The sequence below is a fragment of the Pseudothermotoga hypogea DSM 11164 = NBRC 106472 genome, assembly GCF_000816145.1.
GTDB lineage: Bacteria > Thermotogota > Thermotogae > Thermotogales > DSM-5069 > Pseudothermotoga_A > Pseudothermotoga_A hypogea.
This window is the reverse complement of the sequence record NZ_CP007141.1, coordinates 112,051-136,165: the sequence shown is the minus strand read 5'-3', so window position 1 is coordinate 136,165 and position 24,115 is coordinate 112,051. Positions and strand designations below refer to the sequence as shown.

General features: G+C 50.0%; 22 protein-coding genes. 12 read left to right on the top strand and 10 right to left on the bottom strand.

Annotation, left to right across the window (positions count from 1 at the left end):
* The first annotated feature begins 82 nt into the window (after positions 1-82).
* The 4 genes from murD to murC are packed head-to-tail and all read left to right on the top strand — an operon-like array spanning position 83 to position 4,792.
* Complete coding sequence (gene murD, locus AJ81_RS00715; RefSeq protein ID WP_231845420.1) at positions 83-1,369, top strand: UDP-N-acetylmuramoyl-L-alanine--D-glutamate ligase; 1,287 nt, start codon at positions 83-85, stop codon at positions 1,367-1,369.
* Positions 1,369-2,451 (top strand): FtsW/RodA/SpoVE family cell cycle protein, encoded by a 1,083-nt coding sequence (locus AJ81_RS00710; protein ID WP_051368883.1) that lies wholly within the window; start codon positions 1,369-1,371, stop codon positions 2,449-2,451. The genes murD and AJ81_RS00710 overlap by 1 nt, the downstream gene beginning before the upstream one ends.
* Complete coding sequence (locus tag AJ81_RS00705; protein WP_031503143.1) at positions 2,448-3,467, top strand: UDP-N-acetylglucosamine--N-acetylmuramyl-(pentapeptide) pyrophosphoryl-undecaprenol N-acetylglucosamine transferase; 1,020 nt, start codon at positions 2,448-2,450, stop codon at positions 3,465-3,467. The genes AJ81_RS00710 and AJ81_RS00705 overlap by 4 nt, the downstream gene beginning before the upstream one ends.
* Complete coding sequence (murC, locus tag AJ81_RS00700) at positions 3,464-4,792, top strand: UDP-N-acetylmuramate--L-alanine ligase (RefSeq protein WP_031503141.1); 1,329 nt, start codon at positions 3,464-3,466, stop codon at positions 4,790-4,792. The genes AJ81_RS00705 and murC overlap by 4 nt, the downstream gene beginning before the upstream one ends.
* On the opposite strand, the gene AJ81_RS00695 is transcribed toward murC, so the two are convergent.
* From AJ81_RS00695 to AJ81_RS00650, 10 genes are all read right to left on the bottom strand, one after another.
* Positions 4,784-6,277: an ABC transporter permease gene (locus AJ81_RS00695; RefSeq protein ID WP_051369020.1), complete on the bottom strand. Its 1,494-nt coding sequence runs from the start codon at positions 6,275-6,277 to the stop codon at positions 4,784-4,786. The genes murC and AJ81_RS00695 overlap by 9 nt on opposite strands.
* Positions 6,278-6,311: 34 nt before the next feature.
* Positions 6,312-7,277, bottom strand: a complete 966-nt coding sequence (locus AJ81_RS00690) for an ABC transporter permease (protein ID WP_031503137.1) — start codon at positions 7,275-7,277, stop codon at positions 6,312-6,314.
* A 47-nt stretch (positions 7,278-7,324) separates the two neighbouring features.
* A complete protein-coding gene (locus AJ81_RS00685; protein WP_031503135.1) occupies positions 7,325-9,088 on the bottom strand; it encodes an ABC transporter substrate-binding protein in 1,764 nt (587 codons plus the stop codon).
* Between the two features lie 12 nt (positions 9,089-9,100).
* Positions 9,101-10,087: an ABC transporter ATP-binding protein gene (locus tag AJ81_RS00680; protein WP_197536847.1), complete on the bottom strand. Its 987-nt coding sequence runs from the start codon at positions 10,085-10,087 to the stop codon at positions 9,101-9,103.
* A 1-nt stretch (position 10,088) separates the two neighbouring features.
* A complete protein-coding gene (locus tag AJ81_RS00675) occupies positions 10,089-11,018 on the bottom strand; it encodes an ABC transporter ATP-binding protein (protein ID WP_174375505.1) in 930 nt (309 codons plus the stop codon).
* Positions 11,019-11,063: 45 nt separating this feature from the next.
* Entirely contained in the window at positions 11,064-11,618 is a 555-nt protein-coding gene (locus AJ81_RS00670; protein ID WP_031503131.1) for a hypothetical protein, read from the bottom strand.
* A gap of 6 nt (positions 11,619-11,624) precedes the next feature.
* Entirely contained in the window at positions 11,625-13,595 is a 1,971-nt protein-coding gene (locus tag AJ81_RS00665) for a methyl-accepting chemotaxis protein (protein ID WP_031503130.1), read from the bottom strand.
* Positions 13,596-13,607: 12 nt separating this feature from the next.
* A complete protein-coding gene (locus AJ81_RS00660; protein WP_031503128.1) occupies positions 13,608-14,234 on the bottom strand; it encodes a ComF family protein in 627 nt (208 codons plus the stop codon).
* Positions 14,231-14,833 (bottom strand): hypothetical protein, encoded by a 603-nt coding sequence (locus AJ81_RS00655; protein ID WP_038059573.1) that lies wholly within the window; start codon positions 14,831-14,833, stop codon positions 14,231-14,233. The genes AJ81_RS00660 and AJ81_RS00655 overlap by 4 nt, the downstream gene beginning before the upstream one ends.
* An 84-nt stretch (positions 14,834-14,917) precedes the next feature.
* Positions 14,918-16,129: a uracil-xanthine permease family protein gene (locus tag AJ81_RS00650; RefSeq protein WP_031503124.1), complete on the bottom strand. Its 1,212-nt coding sequence runs from the start codon at positions 16,127-16,129 to the stop codon at positions 14,918-14,920.
* 655 nt (positions 16,130-16,784) lie between these two features.
* On the opposite strand from AJ81_RS00650, the gene AJ81_RS00645 reads away from it, so the two are divergent.
* From AJ81_RS00645 to amrA, 8 genes are all read left to right on the top strand, one after another.
* On the top strand, positions 16,785-18,542 hold the full coding sequence (locus AJ81_RS00645; RefSeq protein ID WP_031503122.1) for a fibronectin type III domain-containing protein: 1,758 nt from the start codon (positions 16,785-16,787) through the stop codon (positions 18,540-18,542).
* A 20-nt stretch (positions 18,543-18,562) separates the two neighbouring features.
* A complete protein-coding gene (locus AJ81_RS00640; protein WP_031503120.1) occupies positions 18,563-19,039 on the top strand; it encodes a metallophosphoesterase in 477 nt (158 codons plus the stop codon).
* Between the two features lie 309 nt (positions 19,040-19,348).
* Positions 19,349-20,575: a beta-ketoacyl-ACP synthase II gene (fabF, locus tag AJ81_RS00635; protein WP_031503118.1), complete on the top strand. Its 1,227-nt coding sequence runs from the start codon at positions 19,349-19,351 to the stop codon at positions 20,573-20,575.
* A complete protein-coding gene (fabZ, locus tag AJ81_RS00630; protein ID WP_031503115.1) occupies positions 20,572-21,003 on the top strand; it encodes a 3-hydroxyacyl-ACP dehydratase FabZ in 432 nt (143 codons plus the stop codon). Before fabF ends, fabZ begins: the two co-directional genes overlap by 4 nt.
* Before the next feature lie 28 nt (positions 21,004-21,031).
* On the top strand, positions 21,032-21,922 hold the full coding sequence (locus AJ81_RS00625) for a nitronate monooxygenase (RefSeq protein ID WP_051369024.1): 891 nt from the start codon (positions 21,032-21,034) through the stop codon (positions 21,920-21,922).
* Positions 21,919-22,827, top strand: a complete 909-nt coding sequence (fabD, locus tag AJ81_RS00620) for an ACP S-malonyltransferase (RefSeq protein ID WP_031503111.1) — start codon at positions 21,919-21,921, stop codon at positions 22,825-22,827. The genes AJ81_RS00625 and fabD overlap by 4 nt, the downstream gene beginning before the upstream one ends.
* 73 nt (positions 22,828-22,900) lie before the next feature.
* Positions 22,901-23,632 carry a hypothetical protein gene (locus tag AJ81_RS00615; protein WP_031503109.1) on the top strand — a complete coding sequence of 244 codons (732 nt, stop codon included), beginning with the start codon at positions 22,901-22,903 and terminating at the stop codon, positions 23,630-23,632.
* The gene (gene amrA / locus AJ81_RS00610) at positions 23,586-24,110 is read left to right on the top strand and encodes an AmmeMemoRadiSam system protein A (RefSeq protein WP_031503107.1); all 525 of its coding nucleotides are present in this window, start codon (positions 23,586-23,588) and stop codon (positions 24,108-24,110) included. Before AJ81_RS00615 ends, amrA begins: the two co-directional genes overlap by 47 nt.
* Positions 24,111-24,115 lie beyond the last annotated feature (5 nt).

Here is a 24,115-nt window from a genome sequence, read left to right as displayed (position 1 = left end):
AAGATTAATCAGTGGTAAATTATTGCTTTCCAGCGCAAAGTCTCGATTTTTTGCCAGCTGAGAAGTATAATTCAACGTGGAGGTGTCACGACTGTTCTACGCGCTCATGGGTTACGGTGTCAGCAACAGATCTCTCTGCAAAATGCTGGTTGAAATGGGACACAGAGTCTTCGTTAGTGAAGCAAAGGCTTTGAGCGAACAGGACAGGCGAGATCTTGATGAAATGCACGTTGAATTTGAAGACAACGGAAACACCGAACGTGTTCTGAAAGCCGACTGGATCGTGGTCAGTCCTTCTGTCAAGCCCGATCATCCCATCGTTTCAAGGGCACGTGAGAAAACCTTGACAGATCTCGATGTTGTATTGAATATCAAGAAGCCTGGTTTCATCGTGGCTGTCACAGGCACGAACGGCAAGACGACCACCTGTCACATGTTTGAGCACGTGTTGACGAAGCTTGGCAAGAGAATAATCGTTGCCGGTAACATTGGAAACCCTATCGCCAACGTTCGTGACGAACAGCTCGACTATCTCGTGCTGGAAATCAGCAGTTTCCAATTGTTTTGGTCAAAGAGTTTGCCGATCGATGTTGGAGTTATCCTGAACATAGAGCCGAACCATCTGGATTGGCACCCGAGTTTTGAGCACTACGTCGAAAGCAAGCTCAAACTGTTCACGTTCGCCGGAAAAAGGTTCTCGCACGAAAGCTGTCGAAAATTCATCAATAAAAGATGGACGGACGTGGTCGGTTTTTCCACAATGCATCTTGTTAACGAGCATCAAGTGGAATTTCACGGCCAGATCTATCCATTGCGAAATGGGTTTCTCAAGACCCACCAGAACCTGCAGAACCTTTCGGCGGTTCTCACGGTGCTGGAATCACTCGGTTTTGAACCAAGAATGGTTCTTGAAGCGCTCGAAGACTTCACGCCGCCGCAGCACAGGATGCAGCTGGTTGCAATCATAGACGAAGTTCACTTCGTGGACGACTCCAAATCGACGAGCGCTGCCGCGACGATCGCCGCACTCCAGAATTACCAGGACGGTAAGGTTGTGCTGATCCTCACGGGCAGAGGCAAGAACGAAAACTACGACGCCCTCGTTGGTCAGGTCAAAAAAAAGGTCAAGTTCGTTGTGGTCTTCGGTGAAATTACTGCCCTCATCACCCCACTTCTGCGGGCGTCGAACGTACCATTTCGCGTCGTCGAGAACATGGAAGAAGCTGTCTTCGAAGCCTTTAGGAGGGCCAGTCGAGGCGATATTGTTCTGCTGAGTCCTGCCGCGGCAAGTTTTGATCTGTACGCGAACTACGCTGAGCGTGGGGAACACTTTGTCCGGGTGGTAGAATCTTTGAAGGAGGGCGCATAGTGCCAAGCCACGCCTTGGCGCTTTTGATCATCACGGCCGTTCTGATCGCCGTGGGGTTGATAGTCATCTCAAGTCTTGAAGTTTCCGCGCAAATGAACCTGTACGGTGGTGTCGCACGCGACATCTTTCGTTCGCATGTGACAAAACTCTCCATAGGTGTTGTCCTGATGATCATTACGTGTTTTGTTGATTATAGATACCACGAAAGGTACGCTTGGTTCTATTACGTGTTGGCGTTGTTTCTTCTTTTGATCCCGTACACCCTTCCGCCCGTGGCCGGCTCGCGCAGATGGATTTTGCTACCAGGTTTCAGTTTTCAACCTTCCGAGTTCGCCAAGTTCGCAACGATCGTTTGCTGCGCAGCTTACATGAAAAAGCGCAGGGAGAAGTTGAACAGTTTCATCCATGGCTTTTTGAAACCTCTGCTTCTCGTATTACCTGTACTGCTTTTGATAGCCTTCGAACCGGACCTGAGCAGTTCACTCATCATCCTTCTGGTCGTGCTTTTGATGTTGTACTCGCACGGTGGTAGGCTTCTCTATCTTCTTTCGACATTCGGTTCGATGGCACTCCTCTTCTTCATAGCGGAGAAGTTTGGAATTCTGCTTAAGGGTTATCAACTGTCGCGACTGAAGGCGTTCTTCTCGGGGGATCTACCCGAACAGGTTCTGCAGGCTGTGAGGGCTTTCAGAGAAGGTGGTTTCCTCGGCAAAGGTGTAGGACTTGGCGAGGTGAAGCTGTCCGTACCGGCCGTTGTCACTGATTTCATATTCGCTGCCATAGGCGAAGAACTCGGCTTGATTGGCATTGTGGGTGTGGTACTGCTGTTCTTCTTGCTCGTTTGGACGATGCTCAAGCTGGTGGAGTCGTCGAGCGACACGTTTGTCACGGCGTTCGTTTCTGGCCTCGCTTTACTCATCATGGTCCAGGTCTTGGTGAACCTCGGGGTAACTTCGGGCACGCTTCCTGTCACGGGCGTGACGCTGCCGTTCGTCAGTTACGGCGGCAGTTCTTTAGCTATGATGATGGCGAGTCTCGGTGTTGTGATCAACATGGCAACCAGCGGGAGTGAGACCAAGTGAAGGTTCTGGCTGCTGGTGGTGGTACGGGTGGGCATCTGTATCCTGCGTTGGCCATCTTGGAGGAGCTTTCGAAACACGTGAAGCTGAAAGTGGTTTACTTCTGTACACCGAGGGGTATCGAGAACAAGATAGTTCCTGCTGAACATCCGGAGTACAAGCTCGTGAAGTTGGATGTGCAAGGGCTCGAAAGACCTATCTTCAAGCCAACGAACGTGAAAAGGGTATTGAAAATTCTCAGGACTAAGAGTATCATAGCTTCGGAAACCGACGGATCGAACTGTTGTCTCGTCACGGGCGGTTATGTGTCGTACCCGCTCGGTTTGGTTTGCGGAAAGAAAAGAATACCTCTTTACATCCAGGAACAGAACGTTGTGCCAGGTCTGGCGAACAGGTCGCTCAGCAGGTACGCGAAGAAAATATTTGTTGGCTTCGAAGAGGCGATCATCAACTTTCCAAGGTCTGTGAGAAACAGAATAGTTGTTACGGGAAACCCGATAAGAGTCAGCAACGTGAACCGTGGCGTTTTTGGAGAAGGTTACGTGCTGGTGTTCGGGGGAAGCAGGGGGAGTGATCTGATCAACACGGTCATGGAGAAGATCTACCGAGAAGAGAAAAACCTGAAGTTTGTTCATGGTACGGGTGATCCTGTCTGGACCAAGAGGCTTTCGATCTTCGACAACGTTCTTGCCTTAGACTACATCTACGACATGCCCTCGGCCTGGCGAGGCGCAATCGCCGTTGTTTGCCGTGCGGGTGCCCTGACGATCAGCGAGTTGCTCCATTACGGTGTTCCAGCGGTTCTCATACCTTGGGAAGGAGCCGCTGAGGGCCATCAAGTTCGAAACGCAGAGTTCGTTGCGAAGATTGGTCGTGGTGTGATCGTGAGAGAGAGCGAGGCAACACCAAGGAGGGTTCTCGAAGCCATTGAGGTGGCCATCGGGTTAGGAAAATTGCCCGAAAAGGAAACGAATCCTGCCGATACGATCGCAAAAATTATTTTGGAGGAATGCCTATGAGAATTCACTTCGTTGGAATTGGCGGTGTGGGAATGAGTTCTTTGGCGATACATTGTCATTTGATGGGACATGATGTGTACGGTTCGGATATAAGCAGAAACGAGCACACAGAGGTTCTTGAGAGACTCGGTGTGAAGATTTTCTTGGGACACACTCGTGAGAACTGGCTCAATCCAGAACTCTTAGTCCACACACCCGCGGTCAGTGCGAACAACCCTGAATTGTTGAGAGCACAGGAAGAGAACGTTCGTATCGTCACGCGTTTCGAACTGCTCAGACAGCTCGTTGAAAGCTCAACTCAGTTTGCGGTAACAGGCTCTGACGGTAAGACCACGACCACCGCAATGCTCGCACACGTCCTGAAGGCGATTGGTGCAGATCCGACGGTGTTCTTAGGTGGCATGAACCCCTCGCTCGAGTTTGGAAACTACAGGAAGGGAAGCGGGCCCTTCGTTTACGAACTGGATGAGAGTCAACCGAGTTTTTCTTCCTTCCATCCAACGCACCTCATAATCACGAATGCCAGAAGAGACCATCTGGAGAACTTCCATGGCGATGAATCTTACTATATGTCGTGCTTCGAAAAATTGGCAGAATCTGCGCAGAACGTTGTCACCTTTCGTGAGGATCGGTTGACTTCGCATCTGGGTCATCACACGTTTGGTTTGAACGAGGGAACTTGTGTTCTTCTGGACAGAAAGGTCGAACGGTTTGAACAACTTGCAACGATCAGACTGGATGGGAAGACTCACAAGTTGAGATTGAGAGTTCCCGGTCTTCACAACGTCTTGAACGCAATGGCGGTTGTGACTTTGCTGTGGGCTGCAGGGTTCAACCCCGCAGACGCGGTCAAGGCGTTGTCGAGCTTCGTTGGCACATACAGAAGGTTCAGCGTCACAACGATCGATGAGTCGAAGAACATATACGTGGTGGATGACTATGCGCACACACCTGACGAGATCGCTTGGTTGATTCGAACATCGCGTGAAGTTTTCACCGGATTGAAGCAGGTGATGATCTTTCAACCCCATCGCTACACGAGGCTCGCCAGAGAGGACGGAAACTTCGCCAAGGCTTTGATGGACGCAGATGAAATTTATGTTACAGAGGTCTACGGCGCATTTGAGCAGGTTCTTCCGAACGTTTCCGCACGAATGATCGTGGATGGCCTGAAAAATCACGGCAAGAAGGCTGAGTATGTTCCATCACCTGAAGAGCTACTGATGAAAGTAAAACCCGCACCGAACACAGTGTATCTGTTCGTTGGTGCGGGCGACATAATAGACTATTCGAAAAAGTTTGTTCGGGAAAGTATCTCAACCTAAGGACCTTGGATCCAATGCGTCTCTCAGAGCGTCTCCCACAAAGTTGAACGCGAGAACCGTCACGAAGATGAACACACCTGGTATCAAAAGCCAGGATGCTCTCGTTATCACGTACACGTCCTGCGCCTGAGCGAGCATCAATCCCCAAGACGCCTGTGGTTCTCTTATACCCAATCCCAAAAAGCTCAAGCCCGCTTCACCGAGTATGTAACCAGGTATCCTCAACGTTGCGTTGACGATCAGGTACGTTGTCGTGTTGGGAAGCACATGTCTTGTGAGTACTTTCCAGTTGGATAATCCTATCGCGACGGCTGCCTCCACGAATTCTCTTTCTCTTATCGAGAGCACCAAACCTCTTATGACACGGGAAGTCCCAGCCCAACCTATGAACGAGAGGATGAACACGATGAGCAAATAGATTTGCGTGGATGGTAGATCGAGCGGTAAGACGGCTCTCAGCATGATCATGAGATAGAAACCTGGTATCGACATGATGATCTCGGCGAACCTCATGAACGCCTCGTCCACCAGACCACCGTAGTAACCGGATATACCTCCGAACACCAAGGCGAACGCGATCGTGATGAAGACACCTATCAAGCCGATGGATAGGGAGATCCTTGAGGCGAAGACTATCCTCGAAAAGACGTCCCTCCCGAACAGATCGGCACCCATTATGTAAAACTTCACGAATTGATTGTTGTCGTAATTGTCGACACCGAAAAGGTGCAACTTCGATGGAAAGAGCCAAAGCAACTTTCCTGTCCAGCTTTTGATGAACCATTTGATCGGGTAGGTTTTGTAATCGTAGTCGACCACCTTACCCTTGATCATTTCGAACTTTCCATCTTTCTTGATAACGATGCTGTCGAGAATTTCCGTCACCGCTACGGCTTCCACATCGTACTCGCTCGTCAAACCGAACCTATCCTTGTATGTCTTGAAAAACATTTCCTGTGCCACGGCGGAAGTCGTCTCGAAACGCGAAACACCTTTGTTCAAAACGTTTTCGTTGTAGTTGAACAGGAAGTAATCGGTGATGGCAGGACTCTTTTTGACGTCGTACCACTGACCGTTCACCTTTATGCTCTCAACTCTGTTCACAGAGAATTTGAACGATTCGACGCCGTCTTTTCCAAGTTCGTACGTCATTCTCGTACCATCAGCCTTTTCAATGACGAGCCTTCGCGGAAAGAGCATTTCCTTGTACGTCCTTTCGTATGTGATCTTGTCGACGTAACTCATCGACGGAAGCACGTAAGGTTTCGTCCTCTGACCTTTGTAAGTCCTGTAAACCTTCGTTGGGGGCGAGTACGTATGTCTCAAAGATTGTTCTGCGGGATTGTAGGGAGACAAGAAATCTGCGAACAAGGCCATGAGGTAGAGAACTATCAGCACCACGAGCGCTCCAACACCGAGCTTATGTTTGAGAAATGCTCTCCAGATGAGTTGACCTCTGCTGAGATACTTTTCTTGAAAATCCATCTGATTGTTGTTCTGAGCCACCGCCGCTACCTCCTCAAGTCAGACGAACTCGCGGATCGACGAGCGCCAAGAGGATGTCTGCCACCAGATTACCCACGACCAAGAGCACGGCGCTTATGAGACCGCTGGTGATCACCAGATAAAGGTCTTTCTGTATCAAGGCCTGGTATATGAGCCTGCCCATCCCAGGCCAAGCGAATATGTTTTCTATGAACAGTGAACCTCCGAGGATACCAGATATACTGAAACCAAGGAAGGTGATCATCGGGTTGATCGCGTTTCTCATCGCGTGCTTGAACACGACTATTCGCTCGGGCATCCCTTTCGCACGTGCGAAGGTCACATAATCTTCGTTCAGAACGTCCAAAAGCGAACCGCGCATGTATCTCATGAGGCCCGCCATCGAACCGAGCGTCAGAGCCGTCGCTGGCAACGTCATGTGCCACAGAAGATCTTTGAATCTCTGCCACGTGGTCATGGTGTTGTGATCAATCGAGATCATGCCACCGATGGGGAACCATCCCGTGCGAGCTGCAAGGTACAAGAGCAGCAGACCCAGAAAGAAAGATGGAACTGCGATGAAACTGAACGCGAAGACGGTGAGTATCTTGTCTGCGAGCGAGTACTTCTTCAGTGCCGCAAACGTACCGAGCGCAACACCCAAGATCCATGAACCAGCGAGCGAAGTGAGCGACAAGGTGAGTGTTGCCGCCACGCGCTCCCAGATGAGCTTCGAGACCGGCCGTCTGTAGTAGAAAGAATATCCGAAATTACCTCTGACGGCTCCCGACAGCCACTTGAAGTATCTGACAAGTGGATGTTGATCCAATCCCAGCTCTTTCCTCATCGCCTCAAGCGTTTCTTTCGACATCGATGGATCGAGCTTGTACTGATCCAAGAAATCTCCTGGAGCTGCTTCCATGATCATGAAGACCATAAAGGAGATGATTAACAACTCAGGTATCGCTATGATCAATCTCCTTGCGATGTATTTCAGCACAACTCATCACCTCATTGGTCAATGGGGGGCAAGAGCCCCCCGAAAGTTCACTTCTTCCAGTAGATCCAAGGCAACGTCCAGAGCATTCCACCGAAGGCATTTGGATCGATGATGTTCAGATCGGCCTTGTGAGCGTAGAGGTACAGTTGCTGCACCGTGTAAATGAGTGGCAAATGCTCGGAGACGAGTTCTTGGAATCTCGAGAACATTTCGTAGACCTTCTTCTGATCGAGAATCTTGATGTTCTCTGCGAAGATTCTGTCGATCTCCAATTCCCAATCTGGTGCTTCGTAGATCTCGGGCTTGATCTGACCTCCGGGTGCCGCTTCCGGATGGTAATTCCAGAAGTGGAGTGTTCCTTTCTGTGCCCAGACGTTCCTTCCACCCTGTGGCTCGTCCGAACCGGTCAAGCCTATGACGATCGCTTCCCAGTCGGTGGTGTTCAGCATCTTGTTGACCAACAGGTTGAAGTCGAGCGGCACAAAAGTGACTTTGATCCCAAGTTTTCCGAGCTCTTCTCTGATGATGTTGCACATACCCTCTCGGACGATGTTTCCAGCGTTCGTGGAGAGGATGAACTCGACCTTGTTACCATCGGCATCGATCAAGTTGCCATCCTTATCCCAGCTGAAGCCTCCCAGTTGCAGCATCATGCGCGCATAATCCAGATCGTACGGATACTTCCTCAGAGCATCTTCGTTGTAGAAGGGTGACAGCACAGACACGGGACCCCACTGTGCGATACCAAGGCCCGCCAGGAGTGTGTCGATCATGGCCTCTTTGTCCATGGCGTATGCAACGGCTTTTCTGAAGTATTCGTTCCTGAACCAGGATCTCTTCACGGGATCGTCGTGGTTCCAGTTGAAGGTGATGAACGTCGTTCCGTACGTCGGTCCGCCAGTTCCGACGATCCAGTTCTTCTCCTTCGCCTTCGCCTTGATCTCTGGATAGAACTGTGCGGTCACACCGTAGATATCGATTTCGCCGTTCTCGAAAGCGAGTTTGATCGCGTTGAGATCCGGCAGAATCTTGAAGACGAACTCGTCCAAGTAAGGCAGTTGATTTCCGTTCGCATCCTTCTTCCAGTAGTACGGGTTTCTCACTGCCCTGATGTACTGATCCGGCACGTACTCCACAGGTATGAACGGTCCAAGGCCAACCAATTCTTTGTTGTTGATCGCTTCGACGGTCCACTTCTCTCGGAACGTGCCATCCTTGACCCACTGCTCGGCGATGTGCTTGGGCCAGATGTACAGACCACCGATGTACCTCACGGCCAAGCGGTTTGGTTCTTCGTAGATCACCCTGACCGTGTAATCGTCGATTTTTTCGGCTCTCGGCAACCTACCCTGAGAATCTTTGATGACGTCCTGAGTGCTGCTCGGGATATCGGGATTGCAGTAAACATCGTTGACTGTGAAGACGAAGTCATCTGCGGTGAACGGTTGACCATCCGACCACTTGATGCCTTCTCTCAACCAGAACGTGATGATCATCTTACCCTCGTCTGTGAGTTCGACTTCGCACCGCTTTGCAATGCATGGATGCAATCTCGCGTAGTTGTCAAGTTCCACCAAAGTTCCACCGTAGCCCATGAACAGTGCGATGACATCTGTCGAGCTCGTCTCTTTTGCGACCGTGTAGTTCATCGTCCTTGGGCCGCCCAACGCTGCCACAACGATCCTTCCGCCGTACTTTCCCGTGGCGTCCGAACCCAGGTACGGTGTGTTTTCGTCAAACCACACGTACTTTTCTGCCGCGAAGATTGCCACCACCGCGAGTAGCATTAAGACTACTAAAGCTTTCCTCACACCAACACCCCCTTACTTCACCAGGTGGCACGCCACCCAGTGGTTGTTTGAAACCTGTATCATCTGAGGATATTCTTTTTCACAGATTTCGACCTTGAAGGGACATCTCGGGTTGAAGAAACAACCACTCGGTCTGTTTATGGGGCTCGGTACACCCCCCGTGAGTATAATCCTCTTTCTTGCTTTCTCGACCTTTGGATCCGGCACGGGTGTGGCTGAGAGCAAGGCCTTACTGTAAGGATGTAAAGGTTGCGAGAATATCTCTTCCGAATCGCCCATTTCCACGATCCTACCAAGATACATTATAGCAACTCTTTGACTGATGAACCTCACCAAACCAAGGTTGTGCGAGATGAACAAATAGCTGAAATGAAACCTCTCTTGAAAGTCGAGGAACATGTTTATGATTTGCGCTTGAACAGACACATCGAGCGCAGAGGTCGGCTCGTCCAGAACGATGAACTCGGGCTGTATTGCGATCGCCCTCGCTATGGCGACCCTCTGACGTTGACCTCCGCTGAACTGGTGCGGGTATCTGTCCAGATGAAACGTCTTCAAACCCACCATTTCCATCAATTCTTTTGCCCTTTCGTACGCTTCCTGCTTCGTTTTCACAACGTTGTGGAAAATCATCGGCTCAGTCACGATCTGTCCGACCGTCATTCTCGGATTCAACGAGCTCATCGGATCTTGGAAAACGATCTGCATCCTCCTTCTGAAAGGGAGCAACTGTTTGTAGCCCAGTTTCGATATGTCGGTGCCGTCGAAGAAGATCTGTCCCTCGGTGGGATCGATGAGCCTGAGTATGGTACGCCCGACCGTGGTCTTACCACAACCCGATTCTCCAACCAGCGCAAAGGTTTCGCCTTTCTTGATTTCAAAATCCACACCGTCGACCGCTTTCACGTGGGCGACTGTTCTCTTTATGAAGAATCCCTGTTTTATGGGAAAGTGTTTCTTCAGTCCGACCACTTTCACGAGCACGTCTTTCTCGCTCACGTCATACACCACCTTCGACCGGGTTGAAACATCTCACGCGATGACCGGGCGACACTTCCACCATGTCTGGAACACTTTTGGAACACTCATCGACTGACCTTGGACAACGCGGCAAGAAAGGACAGACCTTGGGTATGTCGATCATACGAGGGGGTTGACCTGGTATTGGTTCGAGTCTTTCCACTTTCTTGTCCACCCTTGGAATGCTTTTCAAGAGCATGTTCGTGTAAGGATGCACGGGATTGTAAAAGATATCCTCTGCCGATCCTTCTTCCATCTGTTTTCCACCGTACATGACGATGATCCTGTGCGCCATCGAGGCGATCACACCCAGATCATGCGTGATGAAGATCATCGCCATCTTCAGAGTTTCCTGCAGTTGTTTCATCAACTCGAGTATCTGTGCTTGTATCGTGACGTCCAAAGCTGTCGTCGGCTCGTCGGCTATGAGCACGCTCGGGTTGCAACTGAGCGCTATGGCTATGACGACACGCTGTCTCATACCACCACTGAATTCGAACGGATAGGACTTCATCCTTTTCTCTGGTTCCGGTATCTGTACGAGCTTGAGCATCTCGATGGCTCTCTTGTAAGCCTCTTCCTTTGATACCTTTTGGTGCTGCATGATGGTCTCCATCAACTGATTCCCTATGGTGAACAGTGGGTTCAAAGACGTCATGGGATCTTGGAAGACCATGCTGATCTCTTTACCGCGTATGTTGTACATCTCTTTTTCATCGAGCTTGAGTATGTCTTGGCCTTTGTAAATCACCTCTCCTCTTACGATCTTTCCCGGTGGCTTTATCAAACGCATGATCGATTTGACGGTGACACTCTTGCCTGAACCGGTTTCTCCGACTATGCCGAGCACTTCTTGCGGTTTCAGTTCAAAGCTCACGTCGTCAACCGCAGCGACGACACCTTCTTCCATGTAGAAGTACGTCGATAGATTCTTTACAGTCAAGATGCTTTCCACTCAGCTCCCTCCCGCATCTTCGAAGAGGACCTGTTCGGTTCTTGGGTCGTAAAAGAATATCCTCTTTCCTTCCATAATTGCTTCGATCGGTGCGAGTATGAACCCATTCTCAAAATAATCTCCACGTTCACTCAAAATCGATTCTATCACATCGCTCAGAGCGTCTTTGCCAGCGACTCTTACTTCGACGATACGTACGGAACCTTGAACCATCACTCTGTAACGCTCACTCAGAAACCCCGAAGACAGAGCCTCGATACGTGCGCCTTTGAAGTAGACGGACAGAATCTCTTCGATTCTCTCGTTCAGTCTTTTTTCCCAAGCGAGATTGTATTCCACACCTTTGTATATGATCTTTGATCTCTCAACGATCAAAACTGCCTTCTCACGCTCGCTGAATTCGTATTTCATGCCTTGCTCTCTCAAGACGTTCACGACGATGCTTTTTAGATCATCTTCGCAGTAAAGCTTCAGTCTCTGTCTCGATGTACGAAATATGACAATCGCAAGGGCAAGAAAAGTCAGAAAAGCGATCAGTAAAAGCTTTGATCTCACGTTGAATCATACCTTGTACTTGGCGAACGTCATCGTCAGTTCCTCGAAAACCTTCATGACTTCTTCCAGACTCTGCGATAGTCCCTCGACCCTCTCGGCTTGATCCGTCACACCTTTCGAAAGTTTGTCAATACTGCTGGAAACTTTATCGATCTCTTTAACAATCCTCTCTATAGCAGCGTTGATTTCTTCAACTGCCGCAGTTTGTTCCTGGCTGATCGCTGCAAGATCGTTCGACATACTCGCGACTTTTTCGATTTCCTCCATCATGCCTTCGAGTGTCTTCAGACTCTCGTTGATCGCCTTGTTGCTCTCCTCAGTTCTCCTGGCAATCTCTTCTTCCTGTTCGAGCATGAGCTGAGCGTGCGACTTTATACCGACCAGAAAATCTCCGATCTGCTTCGTAGAAACCCTGCTCTGTTCCGCGAGCTTTCTTATCTCTTCAGCGACAACGGCGAATCCTCTGCCAGCCTCACCCGCCCTCGCTGCCTCTATCGCTGCGTTCAGAGCCAGAAGGTTCGTCTGTTCCGCCACGGAATAGATGGTACTTATCACCTCTTCGATCTTCCCAGTGAAGTCGGCGAGCTCCTGTATGGATTTGCTCACTGTCTGTTGCTGGCGAGCCATGTCCTCAACCGAATCGATCAACTTCTTCACCGCTTGTTGAACCGCTTTGGAAGACTTGCGTAGTTTTTCTGAGTTCTCAGAGAGCAAGAGTGCGCTCTTGGATGTCTGCTCGCTTCCGGATGCCACTTCCCTCGCACCCATGTTCACCTGATGCACCAACTGACCCACACTTGCGATGATCTTGTTCACATCTTCGGACACAGCTTTTGCTTCTTGAGACGCACTTTTTGCCGATTCTGTATCCTTCCGTATTTGCTCATTCAGAGAGCTCATCTTCTGCTGTATCTTTTTGATGTTCATTATACTGTCTTTCAAGCCGTTCGTCAATGTGGAGAAGGCACTCGAAAGCAAGGAGATCTCTCCGCTCGATTTTTTGAACTCGATCATTTGAGAAAGATCACCTTCGGCTATCTTCTGCGAGACCGCTGAGAGCATCGTGATCGGCTTGGTAATGGATCTGCCAAATAGAACAGCTACGATCGTCGCGATGAAGGCAATCAAGGCAGCAACGCTCAAACTCATCACAATGGTTTGCTGGAAAACCGCCTCTATCTCTTTCTTGGGAATGGTCACAGCGATGGACCATCCCACGCTTGGAAGATTTGCGATTGCAGCCAGTTTTCTTTCAGATTGGAAAATGTAATCCACTGTACCAGCTTCGGCCTTCAAAATCTTTTCTTCGACGGTTTTCAGGTTCTCATCAATCTGGCTGAGCTTTTTTCCCACCATGTTCATGTCCGGGTGTGATATCACAACGGCATCTTTGTTCGTTAAGAATCCATAGCCACGCTCCCCATGTTTCACATTCAAAACGAGTTCGTCGATCTTGACCTGGGGCATGAAAGCCGCGTAAACACCAACGATCTCCTGTGAATAACTCAAAACCGGTACGGAGAAGAGCAAACCCTTGGTGTCCTTGATAACCACGTTGTCCTGAACAAAGATGTTTCCATTCAAGGCTTCTTGGAAGAACCTTTCCTTGGACAAATCTTTTTCCAGCTGAAGGTTCAAGGTAAAAGTTTTTCCATCAGGGCTCATCAAGATCTGCCCGACGAAACCAAGTTTTTCTAAGTCTTCAGCGTAGGAGCGCAGGCTCATATCGATCATGTTCACATCGAAAAACAGAAACAGATTTTCCAGGTTCGGAGCTATACCCTGAAGTGTGATGAGCCTTTCTCTGAACCAGTTATCCAGCTTGATTGCTTCCTTTTCAACCTTTTGCAGCATCTCTCCTTCGGCGTAAGCCAGAAGCCTTCCTCTGATCGCCAGCAGATTCGTTATCGTGACCGTCGAAACACCTACCACGAGGAACACGACTACGAGCAAAACTACCTTGAGTTTCAGTGACATTCGTCCACCCCCTCAAGCTCTGGCAATGCAGTAGGCGATCACCTTTTCTGCTCCGGCTTGAAGCAACAATTTTGAACACTCGTTGATGGTAGCACCAGTGGTGTACACATCATCGATAAGTGCGACGGTACCCCTCGGTTTTGCCTTCAGCACAAACATTCCACGCACGCTTTCTCTTCTCTGTTGCCTCGTTAAACCTCTCTTGGTGGAAGGTGCTGCCGATTCTATGAGGGAGACACATTTTGTGTGTATGTTTTTCGAAACAACCTTCGCGATCATTCCCATTGTGTCGAAACCTCTCTCTTCCAAGGCCTTGAAACTTGAGGGAACCCAAGTCAGAACGTCGAACGAAGTTGAGTATCTGCTCATCGTTTCGAAAATGGCCCTCGCCAGAATCTTTCTCAGTCTCCAGTGCCCACCGTTCTTGTATGCTAAGATCACATCTCTAAGCAGTGATTCGTATCTACCATAGAAATATACCTCACACCACTTCGTTTTTTCCACCAGCGGAATTGGCCCACGGAACAACTTGGCCTCGCATTCTTCGCACAGCAAAGAAAACGCTGAAATGGTTCTTCCGCACAAAACACAACTGTTCGGGAAGACAACTTTCAGAATTGTCTCGAAATATCTGTTCATTCCGACCCCCGTTTCAGCTCCGTTGCATCGATCGCGAACAGATCGCACAAGATTCTGAACACGCTCTCGTCGTATCTGTGGCAAAAAAGGAAGGCTTTCACGCACAGATATCTGCGTTTTTGAAGTTCCACATCACCACATCTGTCTATCGATTCAACGATCATGTTGTAATCCTCGGGGTCACACACGGGTACCACATTCCTGTAGTTTTTCGCAGCGGCTCTGAGCATTGCGATTCCGCCGATGTCCACGTTCTTCAGTATCTGTTCCTCGTCCAGATCATCGCCAAGCTGAAATGGCCTCGGGTTCACAACGACCAGATCGAAAGGCTCAACGCTGATTCGCTTAGGGCTTTCTTCAAAAAGATTCATTAAGATCGCGGCAAAGATCTTGGGATGAATCGACTTGATGTTGTATTCCGGCATCTCAGGGAAGTCTGTTATCTGGCTGATGTTTTCCACAACTATGCCATGCGAACGAAGATAGTCAGCCGTACCTGCGGTAGCGAAGATTTTCATGCCCCGTTCCTCCAAAGCCTTCGCAAACCAAACGATGCTTGTTTTATCCCAAACACTTATCAACGCTCTCTTGATGTTCACTATGACATCGCCTCCAAGACCTTCTAATTTGAATTGTACAACAAAAAAGCGGGGTCAAAGCCCCGCTTCGCTGAAATCGATGCTTCATCCCTTCTTATCCGGTACCAGCAAGTTTGCAACGATCCCTATGATCGCAGCCAGGCTGAGACCCTTGAACTCAACATGATTGATCTTCAACACGGCACCACCTATGCCCACGGTGAGGATCAGAGAGGCAACCAGAAGATTCTTGGGCCTGGAGAAGTCCACTTGGGCGTTGACGAGGGTTCTTATTCCGACGGAAGCGATCATTCCAAACAGGATCAGGCTGATACCACCTATGACCGGTGTTGGGATCGTGCGAAGCACGGCCCCAAACTTAGACAGAAAAGCGACCAGCATCGCCAGAAAAGCTGCCCCTCTCAGCACCCTCGGATCGTAAACTCTCGTGAGTGCGAGTACACCCGTGTTCTCACTGTAAGTCGTGTTCGCAGGACCACCGAGCAAACCGGCGAGAGAAGTGGCAAGCCCGTCTCCGATCAAGGTTCGGTACAGACCGGGCTTTTCGAAGAAGTTCTTCCCGACCACAGCCCCGTTGGTCGTGATATCACCTATGTGCTCCATGACGGTCGCTATCGACACGGGGGCGATCGTGGCTATGGCCGTCCAGTTGAACTTCGGAAGGATGAAGTGTGGTACGCTCAGCCAACCGCTCTGCTGAACGGCCGAGACGTCGACCAGACCAAGGGGTAAGGACACAGCGTATCCAGCCAGAACGCCGAACAACACGGGAATCATGCTCCAGAAACCTTTGAGCAGAACAGACGTGAGTATGACGGTCACGACGACCACCATTGCCACCAGCCAATTCTGACTCGCCATCTGGATCGCGACCGGGCTCAACGTGAGTCCTATCACGACGATCATGGGTCCAGTGACCAGTGGTGGAAACAGCCTTTTGATCTTATCCGTGCCAACAAACCACACCAAGAGTGCGAAGATGAGATAGACAAGGCCAGCAACGAATATGCCTCCCGTCGCGTAAGCCAGATCACCGAGCTGTTCCTTCACCATGATGATGGGTGCTATGAAGGCGAAGCTCGAGCCGAGAAAGACCGGGACTATGCCGCCGGTGATCACATGGAACAACAAAGTTCCTGCACCTGCGGTGAAGAGAGCCACGAGCGGGTCCAACCCTGTCAGGAGCGGAACGAGCACCGTTGCGCCGAACATCGCAACAAAGTGCTGCAGTGAGAGAAGGAAAAACTTGAGGCCTCGGACCTGCTGGTGGGCCAAAGTGAGGGAACTGTCAACCATGTTCTGACCTCCTTCTTGCCCTCACTGGGGCAAATTAAAGGACCTTCGTCGAAAGTCTACCACTCGCAGACCAAAAGTGTCAAGTGCCTTTCGTGAAACTGTTAATAACTGCTCAGCGGCGTGGTAACTGGATACATGTTTCTTCGCCCGTCGTGAAACTCTTGTTGAAATTGGCAAGGTAAAAGATCACACCAAAACAAAAAAGCCCCATCTCTGGGGCATTGTTCTCTTCATATTGCACCATTTTCTCTGATCCTCGATCAGTTTCTTTCATCGCTGATCCATCTCAACATTCGGGATCGGGAGCGCGTTCATATCGTCCTTTGAACAGATCTTTTTCACCACTAACCAAAAACTTAGACCAACGCCCATGTACGAAGCCAACCGTTCAAACGGTCCATTTTCCTTGAGAGCGCTCCTATCATGATATATACGGAGCTGAACATTGAACAGAGGTAACAGAATTCAAAATGAAAGCTGAACTTGACTGAGAGCGAACGGGAGAAAGAATATCTTCAAGCGAGAGTCGGAGTCGTATTTTCAAGCCTTGATCGAGGGCCAGAAAAGCTTGATTCTTCCATTGAAACGCATAGAAAAGAACCTTTGCTCAGGTAGAATCAAACTTAGACTACATTCATTTTGGGAGGTGGCCCTCTTGCACAGGTTTTTTCTCTTGCTCGCATGCGTTTCGTGTTTAGTCGTCGTTTCATGTGTTCCCCTGTGTGATGAGACCGGTTCTCTCACTGTGAGTGTTGTGCTCAAAAAGGCGATACCGAGCGTCGAACCAACTCTGGGAGTTGTGACGTTGAAAAAGGGTGCGAGAATTCTTTCTCAAACCTTCAACTTCCCAGGGGAGAACAGCGTGGTCTTTCAATCGATCGAGAGAGGCAACTGGACTGTGTCGGTTGAACTGAAAGACGGTCAGAACTACACGATTTACGTTGGAGAAACGCAGGTGGAAGTTCTTGCGGGAAAGCACAGCACGGTCCACGTACCCGTGACTCTGAATTCAGCCGATTTGACTGTGGACGTGTCGGTCACTTCGAGCGAGGCGAGTACTGTCGAGTTACGCTTGGAACATTCGCAGGACGTCATCCTTGAGAGAAGGAATCTTGAGGATCGTGAGATAACCTTCGAATTTCATAACCTCGCCAGTGCGGTTTGGCAACTCAAGTTGACGCTGTACGATCAGTCCGGCAACGAAATGCTCGTTTGGCCCGAGACTGGGTCGGTCGGGTTGGAACTTCAACCGGGTAGAATGAATACATACTCTGTCAGAATAGACCAGTTCGGGAATGTTGAGATCGTGCTCGAAGTTGAAACGGTACAAACGGTCTCTTCAGCGACTCTGACGAACCTCGACGAAGGTATCCTCATCTCTTGGGATCCAGTCGAGAATGCCGCGTTTTATGAGATCTACAAAGCCGAACAGGGCTATTGGATAAAGATTCACGAGTGTACGTCGACTTCCTACCTCGATCAAGACGTCGTCGAGAACGTCGAGTACAGTTACGTGTTCAACGTTGTTGCTGAGAACGGCAGGCACAGTGGCTTTTCCAGACCGTTCACAGTGGTCAGGGACACACAGAGGATCTTCGTTGCGCTATCGGATCGAAGTGTTGTTCGGTTCAAAGTGAATCAATCACACCTCACGCCCGTAGCCTCCAATGTTGTTTCTGAGGCGAACGATGCGAAGTTACTTCGAGCGATAGGTGACGATCTGTACTTTCTGACTTCAGGATCTTTGGTGCGCTTGAACGCGAACGATTTGACAGTGTTATCCTCTCAAAATGTCTTGCTCTTCACGGGAACAAACTCTGCTTTCAACGATGAGTACTTCTTTCAGGTGGGTTCCAATACATTGAGAAGATACAGTCTCCCCAACTCTGCTACGTATGAAACTGCACCGATAGGTGGGACAGCAGTGGATGCCGATCGATACGTCGTGGTTCTGAACGGTCAAACTGTGTCTTTGGTCGATCCCGTCACGTTGCAGGTCCTCAGCACCAAAACCATTTCGAATGCTCAGAGAATCTTCACTCGGGGGGAATTCGTCTTCGTCTACGTTCAAGACGTTTCACATCGCCTCGAAGTGTACTCAGTCAGCGACAACAATCTCGAATTGGTAAAGACCTACGCCGTCGAAGGAGACGTCAGAAGGCTCGATGCCTCAGAACAGTTCTTCTGCTTGGGCGTCTCCGGCGAAGGAATCTACCTCGGTAGACTGACAGATGCGACCCTGACCAAGATCAACTCGAATTTTCCAGTCTCTATCAAGATCGTTGGAAACTTGTTGTACACTTTGTTCACAGACAGGTTGGAAGTGTACACGGTCGATGTCGCGTCTCTCTCGGTGAGTTTGACTGCCAGAAGCAATTTCACACAACAAGCCTTGGCGATGTTCGCTGACTGAAACGGTTGGGAGGTGAAACTGTGTGGTTGATAATCTCCGACACGCACGACAATCTGCACAGCATCGAGAAATTCGTCGAAGAAGCAAATCGCAGAAAAGTGACGCACGTTTTTCACTGCGGTGATGTGGTATCACCCTTCGCCTTGCTCAGATTGCTGAAACTTGAAGCAGAGTTCCACGGTGTGTTTGGCAACAACGACGGAGAATGGCTACTTTTGAGTCAAAGATCTTCCGGTCGACTCGTGAAAGGGCCGGTTGAACTCGTGGTGGACGGAAAGAAAGTGGCCATGATGCACGAACCCTTCGCGCTGGAAGCTCTTTTGGAATCGCAACACTACGACTTCATCTTCTACGGGCACACGCACAAACTCGACTTTAGAAGACAAGGCAAGACCCTTTTGGTGAATCCAGGAGATGGCAGTGGGTACATAGCTGAAAGACCGAGCGCCGTTTTCTTGGACCCTGAGACTGGGCAGATAGACGTGTATCAAATATGAAGAAAAAATGTAGAAACTGTAAACTCGCGGAGTCCGGCAGTCTTCACATCGTCTGCAACGTGCCATCTGAAGACTCCCCGGAAGACCCGAGAATTTATGGGCTCGGAAGCTTATATTACCTTGTGTCGTACATTTTTTCAGAGAGATACCATGCGTTTTATGTCATGGCGAAAGAAAGACTCTACCAGTATGGAGTTGTGTTAATGTAAGTAATATAGATTTTTTCTTTCTAAAAGGGCCGTTTTGACGGCCCTTTCTTTCACTTCATATAATCCACGTAGACTCGTTCGAGCTTGAGGGAGTGGTCGCATGAGGCGCGTGGTCGTCACGGGAATGGGTATCGTGAGTCCCATTGGGATTGGAAAAGAAGAAGTTCTTATGAATCTGGAGCGTTCGACCGTTGCAATCGATTACATAAGCAGTTTCGATGCCAGCAACCTTCCGGTGAGGATAGCTGCCGAAGTGAAGAACTTCGATGTTGAGAAGTACATCGATAGGAAACTGGCGCGTAGGACCGATAGGTTCGTTCATTTCGCTCTCGCCGCCTTCAAGGAAGCTCTGGATCAGGCGAAAATAGACCTTTCATCGTTTTCGGAGAGAACGGCGGTGCTCGTTGGCTCGGGCATGGGTGGATTCATCACGTTGGATACGGAAAACAACAAGTTTCTTGCGCAAGGAGCGTCAAAGGTCAGCCCGTTTCTCATACCGATGTTGCTGATAAACATGGCCTCGGGCATCATCTCGATAGAACACGGATTGAAGGGTGTGAACTTCGCGCCGGTGAGCGCCTGTGCTTCGTCAGGACACGCGATCGCCTTGGGAACTCTCTTGATAAGGCACAACTACGCTGATGTGGCCATCGTCGGTGGCGCAGAAGCAACGATAGCACCGCTACCAATAGCTGGCTTTGCAAGCATGCGTGCCCTCTCGACGAGGAACGATGAACCAAAGAGAGCATCGAGACCGTTCGACGTACAACGCGATGGTTTCGTGATGGGCGAAGGAGGCGCGATACTCATCCTCGAGGCCGAAGAGATCGCACTGAAAAGGAATGCAGAAATCATCGCTGAGATCAAAGGCTTCGGGATGAACGATGACGCTTACCACATGAGTGCTCCAGATCCCGAAGGTGCAGGTGCGGAAAAAGCCATGAGGCTCGCCCTCGAAGATGCAAACCTCTCACCACAGGATATTCAGTACGTGAGCTGCCATGCCACGAGCACACCTGCGGGAGACGAGGCAGAGGCCAAGGCGATAGAAAGGATATTTGGAAAAGAAATCTACGTGAACAGCAGTAAAGCGCTGATGGGTCATCTGCTCGGAGCGGCAGCCGCAGCTGAGTCCGTCGTTGCAATTCTGCAGATGCAGAAAGGTTTTCTGCATGCGATGCCAAATTTGGACGAAAAAGACCCGCAGGTGAACGTGAACGTCGTTGGTAAAGAACCTGTGAGAATCGAGATCGAGAACTTCGTTAAGAACTCCTTCGGTTTCGGCGGACACAACGTGTCGATCGTGATAGGGAGGTACGAGCCTTGAATGTAGAGGAAATAATGCAAATTCTGCCACACAGGTTTCCTATCTTGCTCGTTGACAGGGTGATAGAAAGAGATGAAAAAAGAATTGTGGCGATCAAGAATGTGACGATCTCTGAGATATTCTTCTTGGGCCACTTTCCAGATTATCCGATCTATCCCGGTGTGTTGATTATCGAGGGTATGGCACAGACGGCGGGGCTGTTGCTTTTGAAACCTGAACAGAAGCTTGTGCCACTGTTTCTGGGCATAGACAACGCGCGGTTCAAATCGCCCGTCAAGCCGGGAGACGTGCTCAAGTACGAGGTGGAGGTCATTGAAAGCAAATTGAACGTGGTGAAAGTGAAGGCGAAGGCGAGCGTGGATGAGAGAATCGTCGCAACCGCGGAATTGTTACTGGGAGTGAAAAAGCGTGAAGAACAGGGTGACTGAACTTTTCAACATCGAATATCCCATCATCATGGGTGGTATGGCCTGGGCCGGAACTGCGAAGCTCGCTGCCGCCGTGTCGAACGCTGGTGGATTGGGCATGATAGGCTCTGGAGCGATGAGAGCCGAACAACTGAGAGATGCAATCGCACAGATCAAGAAACTCACCGACAGACCCTACGGTGTCAACATCATGCTCGCTTCCCCTTACGTTGAAGAGCTTTTGAGAGTCGTGATCGAAGAGAAAGTCCCCGTGGTTTCCTTCGGTGCGGGTAACCCGAGCAAGTACATACCGACTTTGAAGGATCACGGTATCAAGGTCATCGTCGTGGTCGCTTCTGATTCTCTGGCAAAACTCGTTGAAAGGGCTGGCGCCGACGCGGTCGTGGCCGAAGGGATGGAGTCGGGTGGCCACATTGGAGAGGTCACCACGATGGTGCTGGTCAACAAGGTCGCAAGGTCTGTACGCATACCCGTTATTGCGGCTGGGGGCATTGCGGACGGCCGTGGCATGGCGGCCGCATTCGCTCTCGGTGCCGAAGCTGTCCAGATGGGTACAAGGTTTCTCGCAACCGTCGAATCTGAAGTGCACGAGAACTACAAGAGAAAGATACTGAACGCCTCGATACGTGACACGGTGGTGACGGGAGCGAAACTCGGACATGCTGCACGTGTGCTCAAAACACCGTTCGCAAGGCAGGTGGTCGAACTCGAAGTTCGAAGCCCGGAAGAAGCTGAGATGATACTCGTCGGCAGTTTGAGAAAAGCGGTGATTGATGGGGACATCGACTCAGGTTCCTTCATGGCAGGTCAGGCTGTCGGCTTGATCGATGATGTACCTACGGTGAAGGAACTGATCGAGAAGATCATGAGAGAGTTTTTTGAAACTGTACAGAAACTATGTCGGGAGGTGAACACATGACGGCCTTCGTGTTTCCCGGGCAAGGTTCACAATACTCTGGCATGGGAAAAGAATTCATGTCTTATCCAAGGGCAAGATACTTCTTTGAAAGAGCGAAAGAGGTCCTGGGCATAGACATGTACCAGTTGATGAACTCGGACGAGGAAATCCTCAAAATCACCGAGAACGCTCAGCCCGCAATATATCTTGCGAGCTACATAGCTTTCGATGAACTCGTTCGAAACGGTATAGTACCGAACATCGTGGCAGGCCACAGCCTCGGTGAATATACTGCGCTCGCTGCCGCCGACGTTTACGATTTCGATCTTGGCCTGTACCTGGTGAGAAAAAGAGGTGAATATATCTCTCAAGCCGTGCCCCCAGGGTTGGGTAGCATGGCGGCCGTGCTCGGTGTGAACCTGTCCAAGCTCGAACAGACGATTTCGGACATGGACGGCGTGTGGATCGCGAACTACAATGCGCCAGATCAAATTGTGATCAGTGGCTCGGTCGAATCGGTCAAGAAGGCTGTGGAAAGGATCAAAACATTTGCTAAACGCGTGATCGAGTTGAAGGTAAGTGGCCCGTTCCACACGCCTCTGTTGGAGTCAGCGAGAGAGAAGATGGCGAGAGAGCTAAGGGGAGTGAAGTTCAGAAGACCCAGATGGCCAATCGTCATGAACAGCACGGCGAAGGAGACGACGGATCCAGAAGAAATCAGAGAAAACGTGCTCGCACAAATAAGTGGGCCCGTCAGATGGTACCAGTCAGTGGAGAGAATGACCTTGCTCGGAGTCCACAGTTTTGTGGAAGTTGGCCCACAGAGAGTTCTGACGAACTTGATAAAGAAGATGAGCCGCGAAAATTGCAAGCATTTTTCAGAGGTCTTGGCGGAAGAAAAGAGATTGATCTCTGAACCCGTGTGAGAAGAAAGTGCATTCGTCTTTGAGGCGGGATCACCCCGCCTTTTTCGTTTATAATTTATTCAGGGAAAAGTGAATGCTCGCAGTTTTCGTTGGAGGAATCTGTCCAGGTGCACGGTTGTTGTTCGAAGAGCTGAGACGCAGTGGTTTAGACCTCTTACAACTCAACGAGCAGATGAACGATCTCTCAGTGGTTGTCGCTTCGCCACGTGAACTTCAAAAAAGGATCGATGAGGCTCACCAACGTCATCGTTTGGAAGGTCTTCTATTCGTTGGGAACGATGAACTGATGAAAGTCGCATACGGTCTGTGTTCAGCTGGATTTCGGGTGGCTTATGTTCCCTCGGCAGATGCGAGCTTGACCTGGCAGGGGCTGGGATTCAGAACGATAGTGAGCCATCTTGTTCGCGTGGCGACCTTGGCAAGAAGCATGAAGAGTTTGAAAACGATCAAAATCGTGTTGCCAAAAAGTTTGAAAACCCATCTGTCCAGGTTCGAGCCACTGCTTAAGGTGTGCGAAGATCAGAAAAACCTCGTTTTGGTAATACGGGGTGAGCAACGAGGTGAGAGCACCATCAAGTTGGAAGGTTTTCTGAATTGTCTGGAAGCTGACGAGCGCGATAGAGAGTGCATTGCGAAACTGGCTCGGAAGATTTCGGAAGCTTTCGCAAGCTGGAGGAAGGTTCATCACGTTTTTCAGTGCGAGGTCGAGCCGATCCCAATCTCCCAAGCTTACGAACTTTGGAAGAAGGTGAGGGAAGGTGAAGGGGAACCATCCGTTCGTGAAATGGGCGATCAAGAGTATTGAGAGCTACATTCTGGAGAAGAGGATAGTCGATCCTATCAAAGATGGAGCTCCTCAAGAGTTGTTGAAACGCAGAGCGGGGGCTTTCGTCAGTTTGCATCTTCTCGATGGATCCTTGAGGGGATGCATTGGAACCTTCATGCCGACCAAGGCCAACCTGGCCTTGGAGGTGAGAGACAACGCAATTGCCGCTGCCACGGAGGATCCTCGATTTGAACCACTGACGCCGGATGAACTCGACGAAGTTGAAGTCACCGTAGACATTCTGAGTGAGCCAGAGAAGGTGACGGAGCTGAGTCAGCTCGATCCGAAGAAATACGGTGTGATCGTTGCGAGTGGTTACAGAAGAGGTTTGCTTTTACCAGACCTGCCTGGCGTGGACAGCGTCCAGGAGCAACTTCAAATAGCCCTCAGAAAAGCTGGCATCTCAGAGCGTGAGCGGTTCGAAATGTACAGATTCACGGTCGAACGGTACCATTGAGAGGT